Source organism: Paenibacillus sp. FSL H8-0280 (genome assembly GCF_045040665.1).
GTDB classification, from domain to species: Bacteria; Bacillota; Bacilli; order Paenibacillales; family Paenibacillaceae; genus Paenibacillus; species Paenibacillus xylanexedens_A.
In genome coordinates, this window is sequence record NZ_CP150296.1 from 5,685,153 (window position 1) to 5,705,219 (window position 20,067).

Sequence of the window (20,067 nt, forward strand, 5' to 3'; positions counted from 1 at the left end):
ACTTGAATTATACCATCAGGCTTCTGACATTAACTTGTCACCTGTAACTTTTCTTTAGTTTGTACTAGCGATTCTTTAATTTCACCCTATTTAAAAACGCTTTCATCCACTATCGTTAACCATAAGTTTAGCTTTGTGTAAAAGAATACCTTACATTCATTCCACTTGAAGGAGGAACAGCATGACACGCAAACTCAAACCAAAAGCCCTCATTCCCAAGGTAACCGCCATAGTCCTGACTACGGCTCTGCTTGGACAAGTTGTTGCATCATCCGTTTATGCCGGAGACACGCTCCCTTACACCGGTGAAAGTGCCAAAGGGGTGAATCAGCCCTATCAACACGGATACACCTCGGCCCAGATTCTGAACTGGACACCGGAAAGTGATATCCATGGCGATTTACTTCGTGCCCATGTACCCTTGCAGCCCCGTAATGAAGCGTTCGCTGCCACACAGGCTTATCCTGAGCTTAGCCCGGACACCCAGCTATTCACAATGAGTGGTGATTACGGCAATGCATTCTTCGATAGCACACCTTATACCAATGAATTCAGCCAGTATCTGTTTAATTATTGGCAATATACAGACTACTACAGCTATTGGCACGGCATGGCCTCTGCGGGAGTACCTGAGGAGCTGTATGACCCGAGTAAAGAGTGGACGGAGAAATACTTCGAGTTTGGCATTTTGAACATTCCGAATCCGGCCTACACCAATGCAGCCCACAAGAACGGCGTTAAGTCCATTGCTAACATCTTTTTCTCAGACAATGACCGTGGACCACAGACGTACAAACAAATGCTGATCCAGGATGAAAACGGTAATTCCCCTGTCGCCGAGAAACTGGCCGAGATGGCAGAATACTACAACTACGATGGATATTTCTTCAATCAGGAAGAGGTTGCCCGGGGTGTAGCCCCTGAGGACATCGCTTCCTACAAGAAATTCATGAAATATCTAAGAGATAAAGGCCTGTACGTTCAGTGGTATGATTCCACCATCAATACAACAGGCAAAATTCAATACCAGAACCAATTCAATGGGCTTAACAGCCCCTTTGTACAGGATTCCGTTCTCGGCAGAGTCTCGGATTCCATCTTCCTGAACTATGTATGGAACCACAAGATGCTCCGCGATTCCCGTGATCATGCCCTTAGCTTGGGACTGGATCCACTGGAAACCGTATTTGCTGGTGTTGAAGGTGGACATGACAAATTCGGCCGCTGGAAGCAATCCTATGACCTGCGCCATAATCTGGATGAGAACGGTCAACCCATGAATAGCATCGCGACATTAGGTGCCGACTTCACCCACAACGCTCTGGATGAAGAGATGGGCGATGGCAGCACCAATCATCGTGCGGAAGATGAGTACCAGTGGATGACCTTTGTACGTGATCGTGCCTGGTGGTCTGGTCCAAATCAAGACCCGACAGATGCACGTCGTAATGCGTCTGCCGATCTGTCGGATGTGTATGCTTCCGGTGCAAATTGGGATGGAATCGCTGCGTATCTGACCGAACGCTCCGTTATCAACGGCTCTAATTTTGCAACAAGTTTCAATACAGGCCACGGTCTGAAATATTATGAAGACGGCGCTGTCTCGAACGATAAAGAATGGTCCAATATCAACATTCAGGATATCCCTGTCACCTGGCAATGGTGGATGGATAGTAAAGGTGACAAGCTCAGTGTTGATTTTGACTACGGTCCATCTTACGAGAAAGGCGCAAGGTACACATATGACTCCATTGGCGCGTTTAATGGCGGTAGCTCTCTCGTGGTGAACGGTACACTGAACGCGGAGAACTTCCTTCGCCTCTACAAAACCGACCTGTCCGTCAACGGACAATCGAAACTGGAACTGACGTATAACAAACCGTCGACTAGTGACGCTTCCTCCCTGCATGTTGGGTTGATCTTCGAAGATGATCCATCCAACGTGGTCAACGTAAATGTGCCTAATGCAGGCCAGCATACAGAAGGCTGGAAGACAACTTCGCTGGATTTGAGCGCCTATCATGGAAAAACCATTGCCGCTATGGGGTTATCTTTTGACCCGAATGGCAAAGCGATTGAGAATTACCAGATGAATATTGGCGAGATCCGCATTTCCGACGGTTCAGCGGCTGTACCGGATGCACCGACCGGATTCCATATTGCCAAAGCACTGACCAACACCGATGAACTGGTTGTCGCATGGGACATGAAGGACTACTCTGAGGTCAAACAATACAATTTATATGAAAATGGCGCCTATGTGGGCGGCGTGTATGATTCCACTTTTTATATCAAATCGCTAAAACAGCCGTCTGGTGAACTGTCCATTCGTGCGGTTGGTGCAGATGGTACCGAGAGTGAAGCAGCGGTCCTGCCTTATGATCTGAATGCAGCCGTTCAGAATATCGATGTGAAATTCAAAAAGAATGGTGATGCTATTGTAAGCTGGAAAAACCCGAAGAAAGCGAAAGATTCGGGCAAAGATAAAGACAAGGATAAAAATAAAGATAAAGGTAAAGGCAACGAGTCGATTCAGCTCACACTAAAAACTGAATACACGAAAGAACCCTTCACCAAGTCGCTTCAGGTCAAAAAAGGAAAACAATCTGCCGTCCTGACCGGACTTCCGACCAATGGTGAACATTACGTGCTGAACATCGCCATTGGCGACCAAAATCCGGTAACCTATACCGGACAGCTCGCAGATCTTCAGATTACACCATACGCCAAGGAAAAGGTCACGGTAAAAGATGGAAAGTACACACTTGCCCTGCCCGATCTGGAGGACTGGTACAAGATCTATGTATATGAAAATGGGGTGGCACGCGAGTTCGGAGTCACTTACGTTTCGCAGAAATTCCCCTATATCATTCGGGGAAGAACAAAGCTGAGTGAACTTACCTTCACACCAGCGTCCAGCAACAGCTCTTTGAAGCTGGTCATTGAGGATTATGCGGGTAATCAGGCCAGTACGATTTTGAGGTAATACTGCAAGGTATTTTCGCGCCCGCCTGCATACCAGTTGAGATAAAAGCGTACAGCCCTTCACTTCCAAAAGGAAGTTGAAGGGCTGTTCTTGTTGATCTAACAATAAATATTCTGGCCAACAGCTATTAAGCAGCATTCCCGTTAGCATAGTCCTTCGGATGAAATTGAGGATAGATGCTTGCGCAACTGCTTTTTGTCTATTTTATCCACGGCTGTTCTAGGCAAAGTATCCACAATGAACAGTTGAGTCGGCCATTTGTACGAAGCAAGGTGTGGCTCACAGAACGCCCGCACCTGTGTCAGATCTAAACTTTCACCGTCCCGTAACACTATGAAAGCGACGAGTTCCTCGCCTTCTTCAGGAAGAGGATGTCCGATTATGGCCGCCTCGCTTACCGACTCATGGCTCACAATAACATGCTCCACTTCGGCACAAAACACATTGGAACCGCCCACAATAACCATATCTTTCAAGCGATCAAACACATAAAGGTAACCCTCGGCATCCAGACAACCGACATCGCCAGTTCGGATCCAGCCATCGGACATGGTCTCGGCAGTAGCCTCCAACTGGCGCCAATACCCCAGCATGGTCTGTGCACCTCGAACAACGATTTCTCCAGCCTCGCCCGTAACTGTCTCACTTCCGTCCGTATCTAATATCCGAACTTCAAAAGCCTGTTCACCCTGAGCAGCCAGGTCAGCAGGACGACCTACGGATCGAAGGAGATGAGGATCGCCCATATGCTGAGCAGGAAAAAGACAGCTTATGGACATTCCACATTCCGCTTGTGAGTAGTTGTTCACAATGATAACTTCAGGAAATTGCGATACGACCTCCTGTAGTGTATCCGGAGAAATAATGGACCCTCCGCAGCCAATAAGCGACAGGCTCTTCAAGTTTCTCCCCCCGACGGATGCCTCGCGGGTAAGATCACGGAGCAGTTGGCCTACTGTGCTGAGTTGCGTAATCTGATCACGTTCAACAGCTTCCAAAATGCGGTGTACATCTGCCGGGTATTCGTCTAGGAATACAAGACAGCCTCCGGCAGCCATGGTCGCCCACAACTGAAACTTACCCACCAGATGGGATAGGTTGAGCACTAACACACGACGCCTGAGATCATGACCGAAGCCTGCTGAAGGCGTAAGTTGATTCCAAGCTGCCATACCTCGATGCGAATGCATTACCCCTTTTGGTCGACCGGTTGTCCCACCCGTATAAATCAGAACTGCCGTATCGTCTACACTTCGTTTGAAATGGTCTTTTGAAGAGAACGCGGGTTCCTGCTGTAAAAGAGCAGCGAGCGAACTGCTAATCGTCCCTTCTTCGTCTGTCGTGAATAGTTTTGGACAATACCCAAGAAGCTTTACCGTGGCGATAGCGGCTTCGGCATGTTGGTCATCATAAATAACCATATGTGGTTCTGCATCCTGAAATATGGCAGCGAGTTCAGGCACTGTTAGCATAGGAGACGGTACGAGCGGTATAGCACCGATCCCAACTGCTGCATAAAACGCAACAACGAGCTGGGGATCTGGATCACCTAAAAGGGCAATGCGATCACCGGCCCGGAGTCCTTCAACATACAGAGAATGACTAAGTCTTTCAACTAGACCGTAAAGCTCCCCATAACTCATCGTTTGCCCATGTCTCATTAACGCAGGTTCCTCAGGGTATAGACTTGCTGCAATTGGCAATCGTTCGGATAGAAGCAAGCAATTACCCCCAACATTTAAATTTCCATTTTTCCGTTAAGAAAACTACGGAATAAGATGAGAGTAGCATATATCTGGAATAATAAGTAATCATTATCCCCTATTAAAACTATAAATTCTCCTGATATTACAGTTCAGCCAACAGACGATCCTTGCCGTTAACCTTCTCTCTAGCTTAATTAGCCATCATGATTCTCTTCTCTAAAGGTATGAAAAAACGGGTCGTTAGTATTTTTGCAACGATCCCTATTGTCAGTCCGCTAGTTGAAATCAGCAGCTAATCACTTAGATGCCCAGCCGACAGTATTTAACCTCCATCAAAGCCCACTTCTTCGGGAAGAGATTATTCCATTTAGTGCTTGAACAGCGATAAAATCGTCATGACCAGCAGTTATGTGAACTTTCGGATATTAATCCTTATAAGCCTGGACGTAACATATAAAAAAAAGGAACGTTAACATTTCTGCAACGATCCCTATTGTCACCTGTTAGTTGTAAACCGCAGTTGATCACGTTTATTCTTTGAGCATTAAGCTAACGTTCCCCGTTAGCTTAATGCTTCTACTTTAACACTACCCAAGTATCCAATCTCTGGAACTCGAAGGATAGTTTTTTCGTTTCTAGCCATTGAAATGCTTGGAGAACGAGTGGTAAAGAATTGTCAGCAGTTATTTCTTTTCTCGGTAGCCATAATGCACCAAGTGAATCCTGCCCTTCGAACTTTTCAGGAGTCTGAGTAGGAGTACCACCGATTATTTGAACTAAATAAAAGATGGCAATATGATGAATATGAGAAGTGCCCTTTTTGTGTAATTTATAAGGAATCAAAAAATCACATACGCCAACATTTTCTTTTACTTGTACGTTGATACCAGCTTTCTCAAGGAATTCTCCTTGCACCGCCGCTGCTAAAGATTCATTTGCTTCAACTGTTCCGCCAGGTAGGTCATATCGTCGGAAGTATGGACCAGCTCCCTTGTGAATAACTAATAGTTTTTGTCATTCAAACAAATCCCATATGCACCTAAATGACAATGCCAATGCTCATTTTCACTCAATACACACACCCCGCAGAATATATTTCATCACCTTTAATTTCTTAAAACGATTTCCAGTATCCTGCCCGTTAGTTTAATGAGGAACTCATCATCCTAATATAATTTTCCTGTTCTCTACTTTCTGCCATACTATACCTTTAGAGACGGGCTTTCGTACTTAGTATGTGGAATTTGTTTCTACGGTGTGTCGTCCATATAGGTGGTTATTCTATCTTTTTTTGTACTATATAGCAAAATAATGAATAAAAAAGTAACTATTTTCCTTTTCTGGCGTCTTATATATGTGAGGGAAATCCTCAAAACTTGTTATAAGGAGCGTGAATGTTATTGAAATTTAAGAAGACTTGGTTAATTGCGGGTACGTTTTCCCTAAGCTTCAGCTTAATGGGCAAAGTATCAGGAGACCAACTCAGGGCAGGAGAAATCCAAATTCAGGCCTAGTAGCATTCAGTTCTATAATACACTCCCAGGTACGCCGGAAAACGAGAAAAAAAGCCCTCATTAAACATGCAGATGCTTTCGAACTGGTATCTAAGCAATTGCGTACAGACGGTATCGATCTTGAAGAGGAAATGTTATGACGAAATAATAAAAAATAGGAGGTTTTATTATGTTAAAGGCGAAAAAGGCCTTTTTTCCAGTATTAATGATTTTGTCTATTTTCTGTTTAAGTTTATCTCCAAATTTGAGTGTTACAGCACAAGCGGATAACAGCCAAGATTTTGCTGTAGTTATAGGTAATGAAGCCAAGGAATTGATCGATGCAACCCTACATGGAGTAGAAGCAGGTGAAATTGAGAATATCGCCCCTGTCTCTGCTTTTGATTTGGAAAAATCGAGTGTGTACACGGTTGGCGGTGGAGTTACGGTTGTTACAGTTCCTTTGCATGGGGATTACAGCCTTCCTAGTAACGTAACAGTATTCTTCGATGAGGATAATACCGTATTGCAGACAAATGAAATGCTGGTGACCAAGAATGAGGCAGGAAACTTCCGAGTTGAGACGTATTTGAATGGATCAGTTGTTAAATCCGTGGACACTGACAGACCTTATATCACAGATGAAGAAATGCTTGCAGAAGAGCCAGTTAACTCTGGAGTGCAACCAAATAGTGTAGGCGCAGTGGCAGGTTGTCTTGGAGCAGTACTTGGAATTGGTGGTACGGCGGCTTATATTATTGCGGTCGCGTGTGGGGGTTCGTGTGCAGTACCGACACCAGTGACTGCTCCGATATGTGCTGCATGTATTGGTGCATATGCACTTCTTGGTGGTGGTGCTATCGCTGGGGCAGTAGCTTGTTTCAATTACCTGTGAGGTGATTTGATGAACAAGATTTTAGCGATCTCGGTTTTGGGGATGGGTTTAACTGGTGCTGTTTTAATCATCTCAGTTGCTCTGTTGTTTAACTCTCCAATAGGCAATGTGTTGAAGATGGTTACCGCTGCTTCAGCAGCATCGTTTATTGTATTTGCTGTCTCGGCTTTGGTATTTCGTCGGCGATTAGATGCTGAAAAAAGAGAGTAATATATTTATACTTCCTCACTTTAGGACGAATGATTCCCAGTAGCAATCCTAACAAATGTTTCTACTCAAGAAAAAAGCATCTCCTCCAGGAGATGTTTTTTTCTGCTTATCTTCAGAAAATAATGAAATATATCTCCTCCAACATGCATTCTCCCCTACAAACAACCATGCCAGAAAATAGAATCTTCTGTTTTATAATATATAGAGTTTGTTTCTAATGAGCTGTGTCAGGCTCTAACCTCAAATGTCTTACTAATGTCCCTGATCATCTCACAAATCTGAACGATTCGCCTAACATTCTCCGGTTCATTTTCTTCAAGCTCCCTGGCTTTACGCCATAAATACTGATTAAAGAGCATCAGATCCGCGCAGTGGATTTCTATACCTTTTTTTTCATAAAAGTCCAATATAGTTATACATCCCCCATTTTCTTACCAATAGGCTTATATAATGGGCATAAACCGTTCTGCAAGTAAGTTGAAGTAAATCGTACCGTCTTCATGTTCGATCCATTGTCGCTCTGTGTAGAGCGTTTGAATGGTTCTACAAAGTCACTTCTACTAAGCTTACAGCATGTAAGATACTCAGCATCACCTAAATTACCAATCGGATTGCGAAAAATAAAAACGTCACCTTGCCGGGCAACACCCACTGTTTTCCCTTTATATTCAGGTACGTGATCGCTGACCCGCACTTGGGGCGTCCTGGTCTACGGAGAAGCCCTTTTTCTTGATTTAAATACTCATACGTAAACATATACAAAAAAGGATCGTCAGCATTTCTGCAACGATCCCTGTTGTCAGTCCGCTAATTGAAATCAGCAGCTGATCACTTTGATGCCTTCTTAAGTTATATTAAGCTAACGTTTCACGTTAGGTTAATGCACCTCAATTATGCATTTGAATAATTAATCGAGACCACTCCTGGTTAACTACGGAACGAAAGAGTATCCCAAGTACCCGAAGAAGAACTTCGGCTCGTGCCCCTAGTTTGTATCCTCCCATAGTTGAACGGAAAAAAGTATGTTTATATACTAAAAGTGAGACCTTTACATCTAAAGTAATCTTCAACTTGTTTAATTCTTTTCCAATATACTTAACAAAAAGTTCATAACGTCTTTTTAACCATACAAATGATCTATTCATGATGTTTGTAATTATACATGTATGAGTGATCCGGTAGGACGTCCAATTTTTTAAAAAAATAATCCCAACCTTTATTTCGCCTGGCACACTATATAATTGTCAGGAATTACAGATGCAACTATGGAGGCAAAAAATGGACTCAATTGGTAAAAACGGAAAAGAAGCGGCGGAAGCGATTCGGAGCTATGTCAAACCGATTTTCGGTTTTGCGTTAAACCGGGTCAAGCAGCGGGCCGAGGCGGAGGATCTGGCTCAGGAGATTATGCTGCAGTTGTTGAAATCCTTCTCTGGGGTGCGGGACATTAGAAGCCTTGACGCTTACGTCTGGACGGTTGCCCGATACACTTGGGTGAATTGGTTGAAAAAGCGTGCGCACGCCCCCCAAGCGATCGAAATCAACGGCATGTCCGAACTGTCTGCCGCCCCTTCCCGGGAGCCGCTTGACCGGCTGCTGGTAACCGAAGCTTACCGCGAACTGCGCCGAGAAGTCGCGTTTCTATCCGACATCCATCGCCGGATCGTAGTCATGCATTACTACGACGAGCTTAAAATCGGCGATATCGCGATTGCTCTGAACATTCCTGTCAACACGGTGAAGTGGCATTTGAGCGAGGCCAAAAAGAAGTTACGGAAAGGGATGAAACGTATGCGTGCAACAGGAACTTTAAGTGTCAATCCGGTCAGCATGGGGGAAATGGGCCATTCCGGTTCGGCCGGCAGCCTTGGCGAAACCAACGATTTTCTTGGACGCGCCTTGGCGCAAAATATCGTTTACGCGGCTTATCATAAGGCGCGTACCGTACATCAAATCGCGGAGGAGCTCGGAATGCCGCCGTCTTTGCTGGAAGGCGAAGTCCGGCACCTGGCCGATTACAATTTTCTCATCCAAACCTCTCCCGGCAAATATCAAAGCAATACCATCGTCTGGGACCTCTTCGAGTTAGCCGTAGCTGGTCATCAATTCTGGCAAGATTGCGCCGCCGAAGTGGCCGATGTTCATTTCGATGCATTAATGGAAGTTCGCCGGCAAGTCGAGGATAGCGGAGTTTACGTTCCGGACGGCGACTATAACTTCCTGCTCTGGACCTTGCTGCCCAAGAACGTCGAGGAGCAATCATGGCGGAGCATGCCGGCGGGCGAAAACTTCGATGCGGTCGCACCAATGCGAAAGGACGGAGGTCAGTATATTGCCTATGCGGCGTTAAACCAGAGCCACAGTTCCGATCCGGGTTTTGATTTGAGTAGTTACGTCACCTTCGGTCCGTCGCTCCGCTACGTCGAAGACACTCCCTTATACTTGTGGCAATTCAATACGTACTGGAGCGACCGCCAGATGGATTGGCGTTTCCTGGAATACCGGAATGTCGAGATTTGTCATGCGTTCCAACAAGGGGAACTGCCCGACAACGAAGAGAACGCCGAGCAATATTCGTTCCTGCTGGAGAAGGGGTACATCCGCAAGACGGAGGAGGGGTACAAGTTCAATGCGGTTTGGATCGACTCTCCGCAAACGTTGGATCGGTTGAACAAGGCAATGCCTGATTTGTCCGCTCTGTACGCGCCTGCTGTCGGCAAGCTCTACGATAAAATGCTCAACCTGTTCCTGCAAAATCAGCCGAAGCATTTGGAGCCGCAGCTTGCTTATATGGTGAGAGGCAACACCGGCGGAGGCCGGCTGGTCGCTTATATTTTGAAGCATTTGATCGATAACGGGAAGTTGAAACCGCCGTTGCCGCACCAGCAGAAGACGATTTCAACCTGGATGGGGCCGGTCAAGTAAGTCGGTTCGGAAATGATACGAAGAATAGCCGTTCCCGGACGGTGGCCATTTTTACACAAAACTTTGTCTGTCCTGTCCAACGAAGTGATTAGGACATCGCTATTTCACACGGCCCCCTCCTGAATGTATGGAAATGATTAGAAACTACCCATGACGCACATGCGTCATGGGTAGTTTTTGTTCGCAATCGTATCTGCCAGATTACTCCTGTACCTTACGATTTTTATCTTTCTTGTCCGCAACCAACCGTGAGAGGTCAGATGCTCCACATACTCAGCAGATCTATTCAGCAAAACTGCCCGTTAGTTGAGTAAAAGCAGCCAATCACAATGATCAGCTGCTTTCTTATTGTTATTGAGCTAACGTTTCCCGTTAGCTTAATTGGTTGGGGGGTATTAAATTAAAAGATTCCAATCAAGATGAGCTGAATTTGCTTTCCCAGAAAGCCAATACGTTTTTTAAGCTCCTGCATCTCTTTCTCCATTGGTAATCCTCACTTAATACCACATAGCCGAATTGCCTTTACGCTTTGCTTTTTCGGGGTTTAAAAAAAAGTGGAGTGGCGTCGTGTAAAATTATTTTAAAACGATGTGGCTTTTTACCTCCCTTCGGTGTCTAATGAATTGTAAGTTCAGGAGGAGGTATTACTGGTGTCACGAGCTCAAGACAAAAAGAAAATCCCTGTTCTTCCGGAGGATCAGGAGCACATCCAGCATTTCGAAGCCATTTATAATCAATATCGAGATAGAATTCGAAATTATATTGCAGTAAAAACAAATTCAGCAACTGCCGATGACTTAACGCAACAAGCTTTTTTAAAAGCAATGGAAAACTTTCACTTGTTTAAGTATAACTCCAGTATATTTACTTGGCTCTTCAAAATCGCTCAAAATATTGTGAAAAACGAGTATCGCACGAAATCACGAACTAAAGAAATGTTGCACGAAGTAATCGATTTTCAGTCCCAATCGATATCCCTCGATATTGCTAGAGATGTCGATATCCGTCTTGATATTAGTGCTGCATTAGCCCGATTGAATGAATTAGATCAGCAAATCATATCAATGCGTTTTTTCGTCGATTGCACTTTATTGGAAATATCCAAAATCATCGGGATGTCTGAAAGCGCAGTTAAGAACAGACTCTATCGTGCCTTAAACAAACTAAAAAAAGAATTAAAAGAATGGGGTGACATTACAATCATGTCTATTAAAGAATTGATATCAATTGTGGATAAAAGCGAGGCTCCCTCCAAAAATGATGGTATGAACAAGGTATACCATGACTTATTTGAAGAGTTGAAAAGCAATGTAGATCGAATTATTACAATCTATCGTCATCGACCTTCTCAGAAAATCGCTATTGAGATCTATCCGGATCTGCCCACTTTTCATCAAGCAATAAACGAGCCGGATGCGCCCAATTGGTTTATGGGAACCTATGAAGACAATAAAATTAAGATTGTATCCCCACTCAACCCAGGCCCTGAGCATACGTATCAATCGGTACTACGGCACACTATAAGCTTGTTTACAATGTGGTTAGTGAAGGATATTAATCCGTTGGCACCAAAATGGCTTACACACGGTCTCGGCGGGCATGAAGCCAAACAAATGTCACAAGAATATATCGAGTATAGCACCTCCGAATCGATTCAAAATAACGCTGTCCCTAGCTTTCAAGCATTAACAAATGATACCTGGGATTTCGAGAAGATAGGGGGATATGGATTCTCGCACTTGCTCGTAGAATATCTCATCCATTCATACAGTTTAGATGCGCTCAACAAATTCATACGCGATGCCACTGATTTTCAAGGCGCATTTCAAGTATCGGAAACTGAGCTGCATGGGATGTGGGTGCAATATTTAAAATCTAGGCTATGTTAAATTTTGATACTAGTATTTGACCATAACAAAACCACCTTCGAAAAGGTGGTTTTGTTATGGTCTCCCATAGCTCAACAGTACACTATACATTGTTCTATCTAGTACAGCCTTTTAGCACCAATCATTAAACTATCCTGTCCGTTAGTTGAAATAAGCAACTGATCACTTCGATACCCTGCCGACTATAAGTCCTAGGGATATTAAGATTGCATCTGTTTACAAACTGTATTCTAATCATAGAAAGGAGACCTGAGATGATTCGCCTGTTAGCCTTGATTTTATACATCAAAAGGAATTACTTATGTAAGGTCACAGCCACTCACCCTAATTAGAGCGTCTCAACCAACTTCTGAATCTTTGAGTGGGAAATTAAATATACAGGTCCCATTATTTCTATTTTGCCGTCCTTTACACGTATAGCGCTCTCCTGTTCTGCCGCATAAACATCATTCTCTTCAGACAAGGGGAACAGGTAGCCTTGAACAAACGTGGCGTAGTCGCGTTGAGAATGAGATTCATAGGCAAAATGATCAAAACCAATACCATTATAAATGGTACTTGTTTCAACTTCATCAGTGTTATTCAAGCTTAACCATTTTGCAGCCATGTTTAACGCACCGGCGCTGGCACCCATGATAACGGCATCGCTATTCTTAATAACATGCGATAATTCATATTCCGCCAAAAAATCGTTCTGCAAAACAGGATATCCACCACATAAAAAAATGACAGAAGCGTTCTGAATGAATCGCTGGGCATCTTCCTTCTGCATGCGGTAATCAATAAAATGATATTCATCAAAAATAATGTTAGCCTGATTCAACCATGTCCATTCAGAAACATCATCAAAGTTAACTTGCTCATCTTTATAACCAGACGGATTAGCACTAATCATAACAAGCGATTTTCTGTCTTGTATATCCTCCTGCAAACAATGGACCAGCTTCTCAGGAAAAAAATGATTAAACCAACTGAAATAGTAGTGAGTTTTCAAACTTAATTACCTCCATATGTATTCTTTACGTTCATCCATAGGATTCATAGATAACCTCTTTTTATATACATTATACAAAATAATCCAATTTATTGATAGTACATTTACCATAACTCTAACCACGTTAAAAAAAGCCCGGTTCTTCCCCCGGGCAACATACATTTTTGTATGGGTTACTTACTTATAAATTCTACCATCTTCTGATGTAATTCCTTCTCGGAACATTGAAAGATACCATTAAAATCCTGGGGGTTACGGATCAATTTGTTTAACTGGTCTATTCCATATTGTTGAACAACAAACTCTACAAATAGGAACGAAAACTGAAAACCCTTCATCGTTTCGAAATCCCAGGTATCATTATCTAATTGTTCGAACGTTGGGATCTCTAAATTGTGAATAGACTCTTCTATTGTACCTTCAATAAAGTCGTCCTGAGGATATACTTCAATCGTTACTTTCCGCGATCGATGATAATTCTCTATGATTTCATATCTTTACAAATTTATAACGATAAGCAAAGATTGGAATAGTTCTGGAGGGACTCACATCATGTAAATCGACTTTCCAAAATGAAGGAGAGATAATAATGAAATACACCAATGTTTTATTATCAAGCGTAATTGTCTTAGGAAGCATGGGCACGTTATCAACTGCATCATCTTCGTTTCATACTTCTGATAAAATAGCACACATTGCTGCTGGCTCAACATCTGTGAACGCTTCGACATACCAGAATATATCTAAGTTTGAAAAAACAATAAGCTCAAACAAAATTGTCTGGAAAGGTGACAACACCTCTATAACCGCGAACATCTTAAAGCTAGATGCTGCTGCCGATTTTGAGCAAAACATAATTGACACTATTGCAGTTACTCATGGTAAAGAAAAGCACACCCTACAAACGGGAGATTTTGAAGTTAAATTATTGGATATCACTAGTATTGCTCAATCTCCATCGAATGAATGGGTTGCTATCCAAGTAGAAAAAAGTGCCGGCAGCAACCTCATTCTCGTGAACCTTAAAACAGGAAATTACACGATTATAAACGAACGTCTTGAAAAAGCAGGTAAACAAAATGTAGAAACCATTTCATCATATAATTGGTCACCAAAAGAAGACATCATTGCATTTTCTTATGGAAGTACGGAGAAAAGCACGTTAGCAATATACGACACTAAGAAAGACAGTGTTGTTTATCTCCCTCGGGCAACCAACTATATTAGCACCGGTTTAATTTTATGGCATAAGAACGGAAAAAATATGGATTACATTAGTGAGTATCCTTCAGATCAATGGATTCTTTTCAGATACGATACAGGAAGCAAAAAAGTTAAGCCTGTAAAAAAAATCACACAAAAAGAATTTCAGCAGTGGTTTAAATTAGACAAATATTCTACAACATAAATAAAAAAATGATTGGACGGAAAACACGTTTCTTCAGTTCAACTTATATAGCAAAAAGGCGAGTCTCCATTAATCGGAGGACTCGTCTTTTTGGTTTTATTATAAATATTTAAGAAGTTCCTTTTTGTTTACTCGCCTGCATCTGCTGGGCGAATCGCATCATCTCTTCGAACTCTTCCTCAGATACGGCATCCCCATCGGTGCTTATGTCTTGTACAATCGGAATTTCGGGCTTGGCTTTGGTTCCTTTGCCGTATGTACGGGTACGGGTTCCAGCTGCACCAGCAGCCTGTTTGCCTTTGACCTTGGCCTGATCACGAATATATTGGACGGCTTTCTCGTAGGAGTTTACCTGCTTAAGCAACATGTTGGAGGCGATCGCCTCAACAAAGTTACGGTTAATCCGCTGCTCGCCACCGGATACAAGCAATGCCATCAAATAATGAATCAATACATTGATGACTTCACCAGGCAACTTGTAACTCAGATCAATTTTCTCAAATATATCGATGAGATTGTCCGGTACTGCGCCAGGGAAAAATGTCTGCAACAGACGTGTGTATGGCTCATTGCGCAACATCATATTGTATTGATGAATATCACACTTGGTCATAAATTGTGGAGGCACTTCAACGTAGTATTCCATCTGCACTCCATGCTCAACAGGTGGCTCACCGGAGTCTTCTTTCCGCTCTGGCTCCTCCATATGCTGTCTCAGTGCCACGACCTTGGCCGCCTGTACAGTCTGTTGTTCATGACGTTTCTTCGTCTGTCTGAACTGCATGCTCGCCTTATGCTGAAGATCATCCAGAATCAGCTGGCCCTGCGGACTGAAGATATCATCTTCATCCAGCAGACGGCATACATCCTGCACACTGAGGTTGAACTTGTTCACGACATAATTCACAATGCCCAGTTGTTCATGATCGAACCGCAACTGTTCAACATGACGGCGATTGACCGACTCCCGCGGAAAACGCAAAATAATGTCGGCATAGTTCAAACTGTTTTCTTCCGCTGCATCATTTGTGCCTGTCCGCTGGGCCGTAGTCGAAACTTCCGACAATGCTTGCTCCAACTCGTAATCAATTACATGGGTATTCAATTCAAATATATCGTAAAAGGGAACGGAAATATTCTCTTTATTTGCTGCCGGATAAGGCGCGTCCCCATTTTCCACTGCCGAGAAACCGGAACGCAAGGAAAGTACGGCGAATTTGCCTATCTTGTCACGAAGCAACAGTGTCAAATGCTGTGTCCGGAAAAACTCTGCCGGAGAAAGCGGCGGTTGCAGCTCATATTCGTAGATGTAATCATCATTTTCCGGTATATATAACCGTGAAGTCTGAAGTAGCCCCACTGCCTCAAGCTTGGATGTCTGCTCTAACATATATTTGCGCCCCTTCTCACTTGGCTCCAAGCCAAGCGTCATGAACAGCCTCCGTTGCTGTTCAAGCGGCGAATAACCGACCTGTTCACCGGGAAGATGCTGAAACAACAGCCGATACAAGCCAACCGCAAAAGCACCTACCATGGGCTGATATGCTCCTGTAAGCATACGGTCATCCAGGGCGCTAAGTCCAAACTCCCTGTATACGCAGTAGCGATGATGTTCAGTATAATGGTGCAGATTCTTCATGCGCATAGCCTGATCTCCTTCTCCCCAAAAGTATGTTTATCTATTCTATCATAAATGTCTGATCCTCAAATGCTCAAAAACAGGTAAAAAGATGGCCTGTTCTCGCTCCGTTTCGTCCTAGGTCGACATCATTCACGTTTTCGCCGAATTCAGCAATTTCTAAAATAAAAATGTCGAGAGCCGCTAGAATACTATAAAAGCTGTAGCAGCAGAATACAAGGGAATATCTGAAGAGAATGTTCTCCAGATGTATATGAAGTACAATTGTACAATAATCCTTCTAATATAAATGAACAGCAAAAAAGCCTTCCCTTTGTACTCGTAAGCGTTTACGACAAAGACAAGACTTTCACGCGATTACAGTGGCATGTGTTACCTCTTTCCAACAATCTAAAACATTCTGTACCCACCCAAACGCAACTTCTGAATCGTCCAGCCACTGATTACCGCACCAGCCAGTCCAGCGATGCCCGTCATATAGTCTACAAGCTGGAAAGAACCCAGATGTGACATCAGAGATGACGACTGATCCCATAGAGAGTACACAACAATAGGCAGAATTACAATAATGAACAGATAGGAAGGAAACCAGGTTGTCTTCATCAGCATGTTCAGAATGAAACCGATACCAAACATCATAACGAAAAATAATACCATCAATACCAACACAGGTATAAATTGCATCGGGCGACATTCACCTCTTCTTTCACACATTCAGGTTTCACTTCTGGATAGTAGTTAGTGTACCGCAAAAAATGTGGCGAAGCAACGAACTTTCTGGACAAATTTCCCTATATTTATACTCAGTTCATTTGCCCTTCTGCTTCATGTTGGGATACAATGTAAACGATAAAGCAATCACCCGTCCCTTATAATGCGTGTTCAAAAAGACTGGTTTTCAGTACCGAGAAGATGGAATGAAGTTAGAAATGGAGCAGCGGAGCGAAGATAGAGCTACGTGAGCAGCTACAATGTTTCCTAAGGAAACATACTTCGTAAGCCTCCCACTTATTTCGGCTGAATGCCATATTCGATGCTGATGATGCCACCAGGCATGATTCGTAATCAAAAGCGGACTTTTTGAACAACCTCTTATAGGGATTTGGAAATATACCTTGCAGGAGGAACACAACCAATGAACGAAGCCGCATCAACACTGGAGGGCTGGTATGCCCTGCATGATTTTCGCTCGATTAACTGGGCCGCCTGGAAAGCAGCAGATGATGAAGAACGCGCTGTAGCGCTGGACGAGCTGGAGGAATTCTGGAAGGAATGGAAAGAAGTCGAGAATTCATCCCAGGGAAGCACGGTCGTTTATACCGTAGTGGGACAAAAGGCTGACCTTTGCATGATGCATCTGCGTGAAACGCTGGAAGATCTGAAGGCTGTTGAGAACGCGTTTAACAAAACGATGTTTGCCCAATACACAACCAAATCATATTCCTACGTCAGTGTAGTGGAACTGAGCAACTATCTTGGCAAAGAAGGCGAAGACCCGATGCAGAATCCGGAGATTATCGCCCGTCTGAAACCTGTTCTGCCACAACGACAATACATCTGCTTCTATCCGATGAACAAAAAACGTGAGCTGAATGACAACTGGTACATGCTGTCCATGGATGAGCGTCGTACCATGATGCGCAGTCACGGCATGATTGGCCGCAGCTATGCGGGTAAAGTAAAACAGATCATTACCGGCTCTGTCGGTTTCGACGATTGGGAATGGGGCGTTACGCTATTTGCGGATGACGCACTTCAGTTCAAGAAACTTGTCTATGAGATGCGTTTCGATGAAGTTAGCGCCCGTTATGGCGAATTCGGTTCGTTCTATGTGGGAAGTCTGTTGAACGAAGAAACACTGGAAGACATGCTTAAGCTGTAAAATAGTGCAAAGCACAATAAAGCACCGCGACATCTCCTCTAAAGGATATGTCAGCGGTGCTTTATTATCTATCAATATTCTACTACCTCAAGCTTGATTTAGATCTATATTGTTTGAACTATTTATTTACACAAAAACGGAAAGGACAGAAAAAACCTGAAAAAGCGAAGCGTTCGCCTTTATCACCGGATTTTCCCTTTAACAAAAGGGAATCAAAAAAATCTGGGGATAACAGCGATTGGAAGGTTATTCTGTCATTGAAGTGTATGTGTAAACATCTTTAGTTCAACTTATATCGTCTCTAATCTTGCTCCTCATCTACCGCTTTCAGCGATTCGAGGAACTCGGCTGTGGCCCGATCACGGTCACGACCCTTCTCTTTAAGCCGCTCAATCGCAGGCATAATGAGAATATCCACTTCTTTCTGCACAATGTAGGCCAGATCATACTGATCCTGTTCCTCGAGATAACCACCGACCTGCATCAGGGCGTTGTATCGATCCAGCTCTTCACGTGTTAATAGTCCCCGGACCTGAACACTGCAATGTCTCATCCAAAAAACCGCCCTTTCTTCAGGACTAACGGAATACCACCAATGATGAACAGATAACGCAGATCAACCAGCTTCTTCAACTGAGCCGCTTTCCAGCCCTTGTATTTCTTGCCGCCCACAACGGCAATAGCTTCACCTTTACCCAGTGATGCAACCGTGCCTTTGCTCGTAAATACAAAAGGTTGTGGCTGTTTCTTGCGAATGGATGCCACGACGTTCTTAGCGCAGTTCACACCCTGCTGCATCGCAATCTGGGCTGTTGGCGGATAAGGCCGTCCTTCAGCATTGAACACAAGTGAATTATCACCAATGACATAGACATGCTCATGCCCTGGAGCACGCAAGTAGTCGTCTACTTTCACACGTCCTCGCATCACTTCAAGACCTGCCTGTTCAAGCAATGAGTTACCACGAATACCGCCGGTCCATACGACTGTAGCCGCATCGAGCTTTTCACCTTCACCCACAATAACCCCGTCCGGGAGACATTGCTTGATTGGAACACCAATTTTGAAAGTAACGCCCTTCTTCTTGAGCACATTCATCGCATGTTCTACCAGTTCCGGGTCAAATCCAGGCAAGGCCGAAGGAGCTGCCTCTACATTATAGATATGCACATGTTTCGGATTCACGTCGAACTCCTTGCACAGCTGTGGAATACGATCTGCAAGTTCAGCTACGAATTCAACACCACTGAAACCCGCTCCACCTACGACAAACCGAATACGATTTCGTTTGTTATCGTTTTTGTACATCGCAAATTGATATTCGATGTGTTCTCGAATCAGTCTGACCGAGTTAATGCTGCGGATCGTCATGGCGTGATCGAGCATCCCCGGAATACCGAAGGTCTCAGGCTCACCGCCTAATCCAATAATCAGATAATCATAGGATAACGTGCCGTCCTCCAGAATAATCTTCCGATCCTGCAGGCGAATCTCCTTCACGGAAGACTTGACCAGATCAATCTTGAACTCATCAATCAGCTTGGAAATGGGCACTCTTGCATGCTCAATGGTATCCGTGCCGGCTGCCGGCATATGTAGATGTGTAGTAATATAATGATAATCATGCCGGTTCACCAATGTGACGTCGGCCTCGTTATAGTTCAATTCCTTCTGCAGCCGCTGGGCTGTCAGAATCCCGCCATAGCCCGCGCCGAGGATGACGATTTTGGGAATACTGCTCATGTCTATACCCCTTCCGGTTTCACTTGCATCAGCCCGATCTTGGGTGAGATGCAAAATGCACATACTTACAAATATTGATGAGGTCTTGCCCATTATGACGACAAATGTTAACTTCGCGAATTTATTTAAACGTTTGCATCAATTTCATAACTCACTAAAAATGGATTTTATGAAACTAGATATCGACATATCGAACTGTTTTGATCTATATCTAGACTTGATTGAAGCAACTAAAGGGTTTATGAAATTGATACGTTTGCACGCAAGTTATCGTTTCAAGTTGTGAAATTAACCACA

General features: G+C 43.8%; 14 protein-coding genes. 7 read left to right on the forward strand and 7 right to left on the reverse strand.

Going from position 1 to position 20,067, the window contains the following annotated elements:
• The first annotated feature begins 181 nt into the window (after window positions 1-181).
• Window positions 182-2,986, forward strand: coding sequence for an endo-beta-N-acetylglucosaminidase (locus MHI12_RS24730; RefSeq protein ID WP_405170612.1), 2,805 nt, complete (start codon window positions 182-184; stop codon window positions 2,984-2,986).
• Window positions 2,987-3,129: 143 nt separating this feature from the next.
• Here the strand turns inward: MHI12_RS24730 and MHI12_RS24735 are convergent, their stop codons facing one another.
• Together MHI12_RS24735 and MHI12_RS24740 are read right to left on the reverse strand one after the other, a co-directional pair.
• Window positions 3,130-4,707 (reverse strand): class I adenylate-forming enzyme family protein, encoded by a 1,578-nt coding sequence (locus MHI12_RS24735; protein ID WP_405170613.1) that lies wholly within the window; start codon window positions 4,705-4,707, stop codon window positions 3,130-3,132.
• A gap of 561 nt (window positions 4,708-5,268) precedes the next feature.
• Window positions 5,269-5,691, reverse strand: a complete 423-nt coding sequence (locus tag MHI12_RS24740) for an NUDIX domain-containing protein (RefSeq protein ID WP_405173046.1) — start codon at window positions 5,689-5,691, stop codon at window positions 5,269-5,271.
• Between the two features lie 684 nt (window positions 5,692-6,375).
• On the opposite strand from MHI12_RS24740, the gene MHI12_RS24745 reads away from it, so the two are divergent.
• The 4 genes from MHI12_RS24745 (at window position 6,376) to MHI12_RS24760 (ending at window position 12,104) form a co-directional block, all read left to right on the forward strand.
• Window positions 6,376-7,080: a hypothetical protein gene (locus MHI12_RS24745; RefSeq protein ID WP_405170614.1), complete on the forward strand. Its 705-nt coding sequence runs from the start codon at window positions 6,376-6,378 to the stop codon at window positions 7,078-7,080.
• Window positions 7,081-7,089: 9 nt separating this feature from the next.
• On the forward strand, window positions 7,090-7,290 hold the full coding sequence (locus MHI12_RS24750; RefSeq protein ID WP_105408717.1) for a hypothetical protein: 201 nt from the start codon (window positions 7,090-7,092) through the stop codon (window positions 7,288-7,290).
• Between the two features lie 1,278 nt (window positions 7,291-8,568).
• A complete protein-coding gene (locus tag MHI12_RS24755) occupies window positions 8,569-10,215 on the forward strand; it encodes an RNA polymerase sigma factor (protein ID WP_405170615.1) in 1,647 nt (548 codons plus the stop codon).
• A gap of 650 nt (window positions 10,216-10,865) precedes the next feature.
• Complete coding sequence (locus MHI12_RS24760) at window positions 10,866-12,104, forward strand: RNA polymerase sigma factor (RefSeq protein ID WP_405170616.1); 1,239 nt, start codon at window positions 10,866-10,868, stop codon at window positions 12,102-12,104.
• A 328-nt stretch (window positions 12,105-12,432) separates the two neighbouring features.
• Here MHI12_RS24760 and MHI12_RS24765 read toward each other — a convergent pair whose 3' ends face one another.
• The gene (locus MHI12_RS24765) at window positions 12,433-13,098 is read right to left on the reverse strand and encodes a Type 1 glutamine amidotransferase-like domain-containing protein (RefSeq protein WP_341008811.1); all 666 of its coding nucleotides are present in this window, start codon (window positions 13,096-13,098) and stop codon (window positions 12,433-12,435) included.
• Window positions 13,099-13,687: 589 nt separating this feature from the next.
• Here MHI12_RS24765 and MHI12_RS24770 point away from each other — a divergent pair.
• Window positions 13,688-14,506, forward strand: coding sequence for a hypothetical protein (locus MHI12_RS24770; protein WP_405170617.1), 819 nt, complete (start codon window positions 13,688-13,690; stop codon window positions 14,504-14,506).
• Between the two features lie 109 nt (window positions 14,507-14,615).
• Here the strand turns inward: MHI12_RS24770 and MHI12_RS24775 are convergent, their stop codons facing one another.
• Both MHI12_RS24775 and MHI12_RS24780 read right to left on the reverse strand, forming a co-directional pair.
• Window positions 14,616-16,151, reverse strand: coding sequence for a helicase DnaB (locus MHI12_RS24775; protein WP_074096359.1), 1,536 nt, complete (start codon window positions 16,149-16,151; stop codon window positions 14,616-14,618).
• Between the two features lie 384 nt (window positions 16,152-16,535).
• Window positions 16,536-16,829 (reverse strand): YuiB family protein, encoded by a 294-nt coding sequence (locus MHI12_RS24780; protein WP_341008815.1) that lies wholly within the window; start codon window positions 16,827-16,829, stop codon window positions 16,536-16,538.
• Between the two features lie 451 nt (window positions 16,830-17,280).
• On the opposite strand from MHI12_RS24780, the gene hemQ reads away from it, so the two are divergent.
• Window positions 17,281-18,027: a hydrogen peroxide-dependent heme synthase gene (hemQ, locus tag MHI12_RS24785; protein WP_149846789.1), complete on the forward strand. Its 747-nt coding sequence runs from the start codon at window positions 17,281-17,283 to the stop codon at window positions 18,025-18,027.
• A gap of 301 nt (window positions 18,028-18,328) precedes the next feature.
• Here the strand turns inward: hemQ and MHI12_RS24790 are convergent, their stop codons facing one another.
• Both MHI12_RS24790 and MHI12_RS24795 read right to left on the reverse strand, forming a co-directional pair.
• Entirely contained in the window at window positions 18,329-18,580 is a 252-nt protein-coding gene (locus MHI12_RS24790) for a hypothetical protein (protein ID WP_091037868.1), read from the reverse strand.
• The gene (locus tag MHI12_RS24795) at window positions 18,577-19,770 is read right to left on the reverse strand and encodes an NAD(P)/FAD-dependent oxidoreductase (RefSeq protein ID WP_036605766.1); all 1,194 of its coding nucleotides are present in this window, start codon (window positions 19,768-19,770) and stop codon (window positions 18,577-18,579) included. The genes MHI12_RS24790 and MHI12_RS24795 overlap by 4 nt, the downstream gene beginning before the upstream one ends.
• Window positions 19,771-20,067: the final 297 nt, after the last annotated feature.

Excerpts from the sequence above, each read along its gene's own strand:
- MHI12_RS24755 (WP_405170615.1), top strand. The coding sequence starts at position 8,569 with ATGGACTCAATTGGTAAAAACGGAAAAGAAGCGGCGGAAGCGATTCGG.
- MHI12_RS24780 (WP_341008815.1), bottom strand. The coding sequence starts at position 16,829 with ATGCAATTTATACCTGTGTTGGTATTGATGGTATTATTTTTCGTTATG.
- MHI12_RS24795 (WP_036605766.1), bottom strand. The coding sequence starts at position 19,770 with ATGAGCAGTATTCCCAAAATCGTCATCCTCGGCGCGGGCTATGGCGGG.
- MHI12_RS24770 (WP_405170617.1), top strand. The coding sequence starts at position 13,688 with ATGAAATACACCAATGTTTTATTATCAAGCGTAATTGTCTTAGGAAGC.
- MHI12_RS24730 (WP_405170612.1), top strand. The coding sequence starts at position 182 with ATGACACGCAAACTCAAACCAAAAGCCCTCATTCCCAAGGTAACCGCC.
- MHI12_RS24745 (WP_405170614.1), top strand. The coding sequence starts at position 6,376 with ATGTTAAAGGCGAAAAAGGCCTTTTTTCCAGTATTAATGATTTTGTCT.
- MHI12_RS24775 (WP_074096359.1), bottom strand. The coding sequence starts at position 16,151 with ATGCGCATGAAGAATCTGCACCATTATACTGAACATCATCGCTACTGC.
- hemQ (WP_149846789.1), top strand. The coding sequence starts at position 17,281 with ATGAACGAAGCCGCATCAACACTGGAGGGCTGGTATGCCCTGCATGAT.
- MHI12_RS24790 (WP_091037868.1), bottom strand. The coding sequence starts at position 18,580 with ATGAGACATTGCAGTGTTCAGGTCCGGGGACTATTAACACGTGAAGAG.
- MHI12_RS24750 (WP_105408717.1), top strand. The coding sequence starts at position 7,090 with ATGAACAAGATTTTAGCGATCTCGGTTTTGGGGATGGGTTTAACTGGT.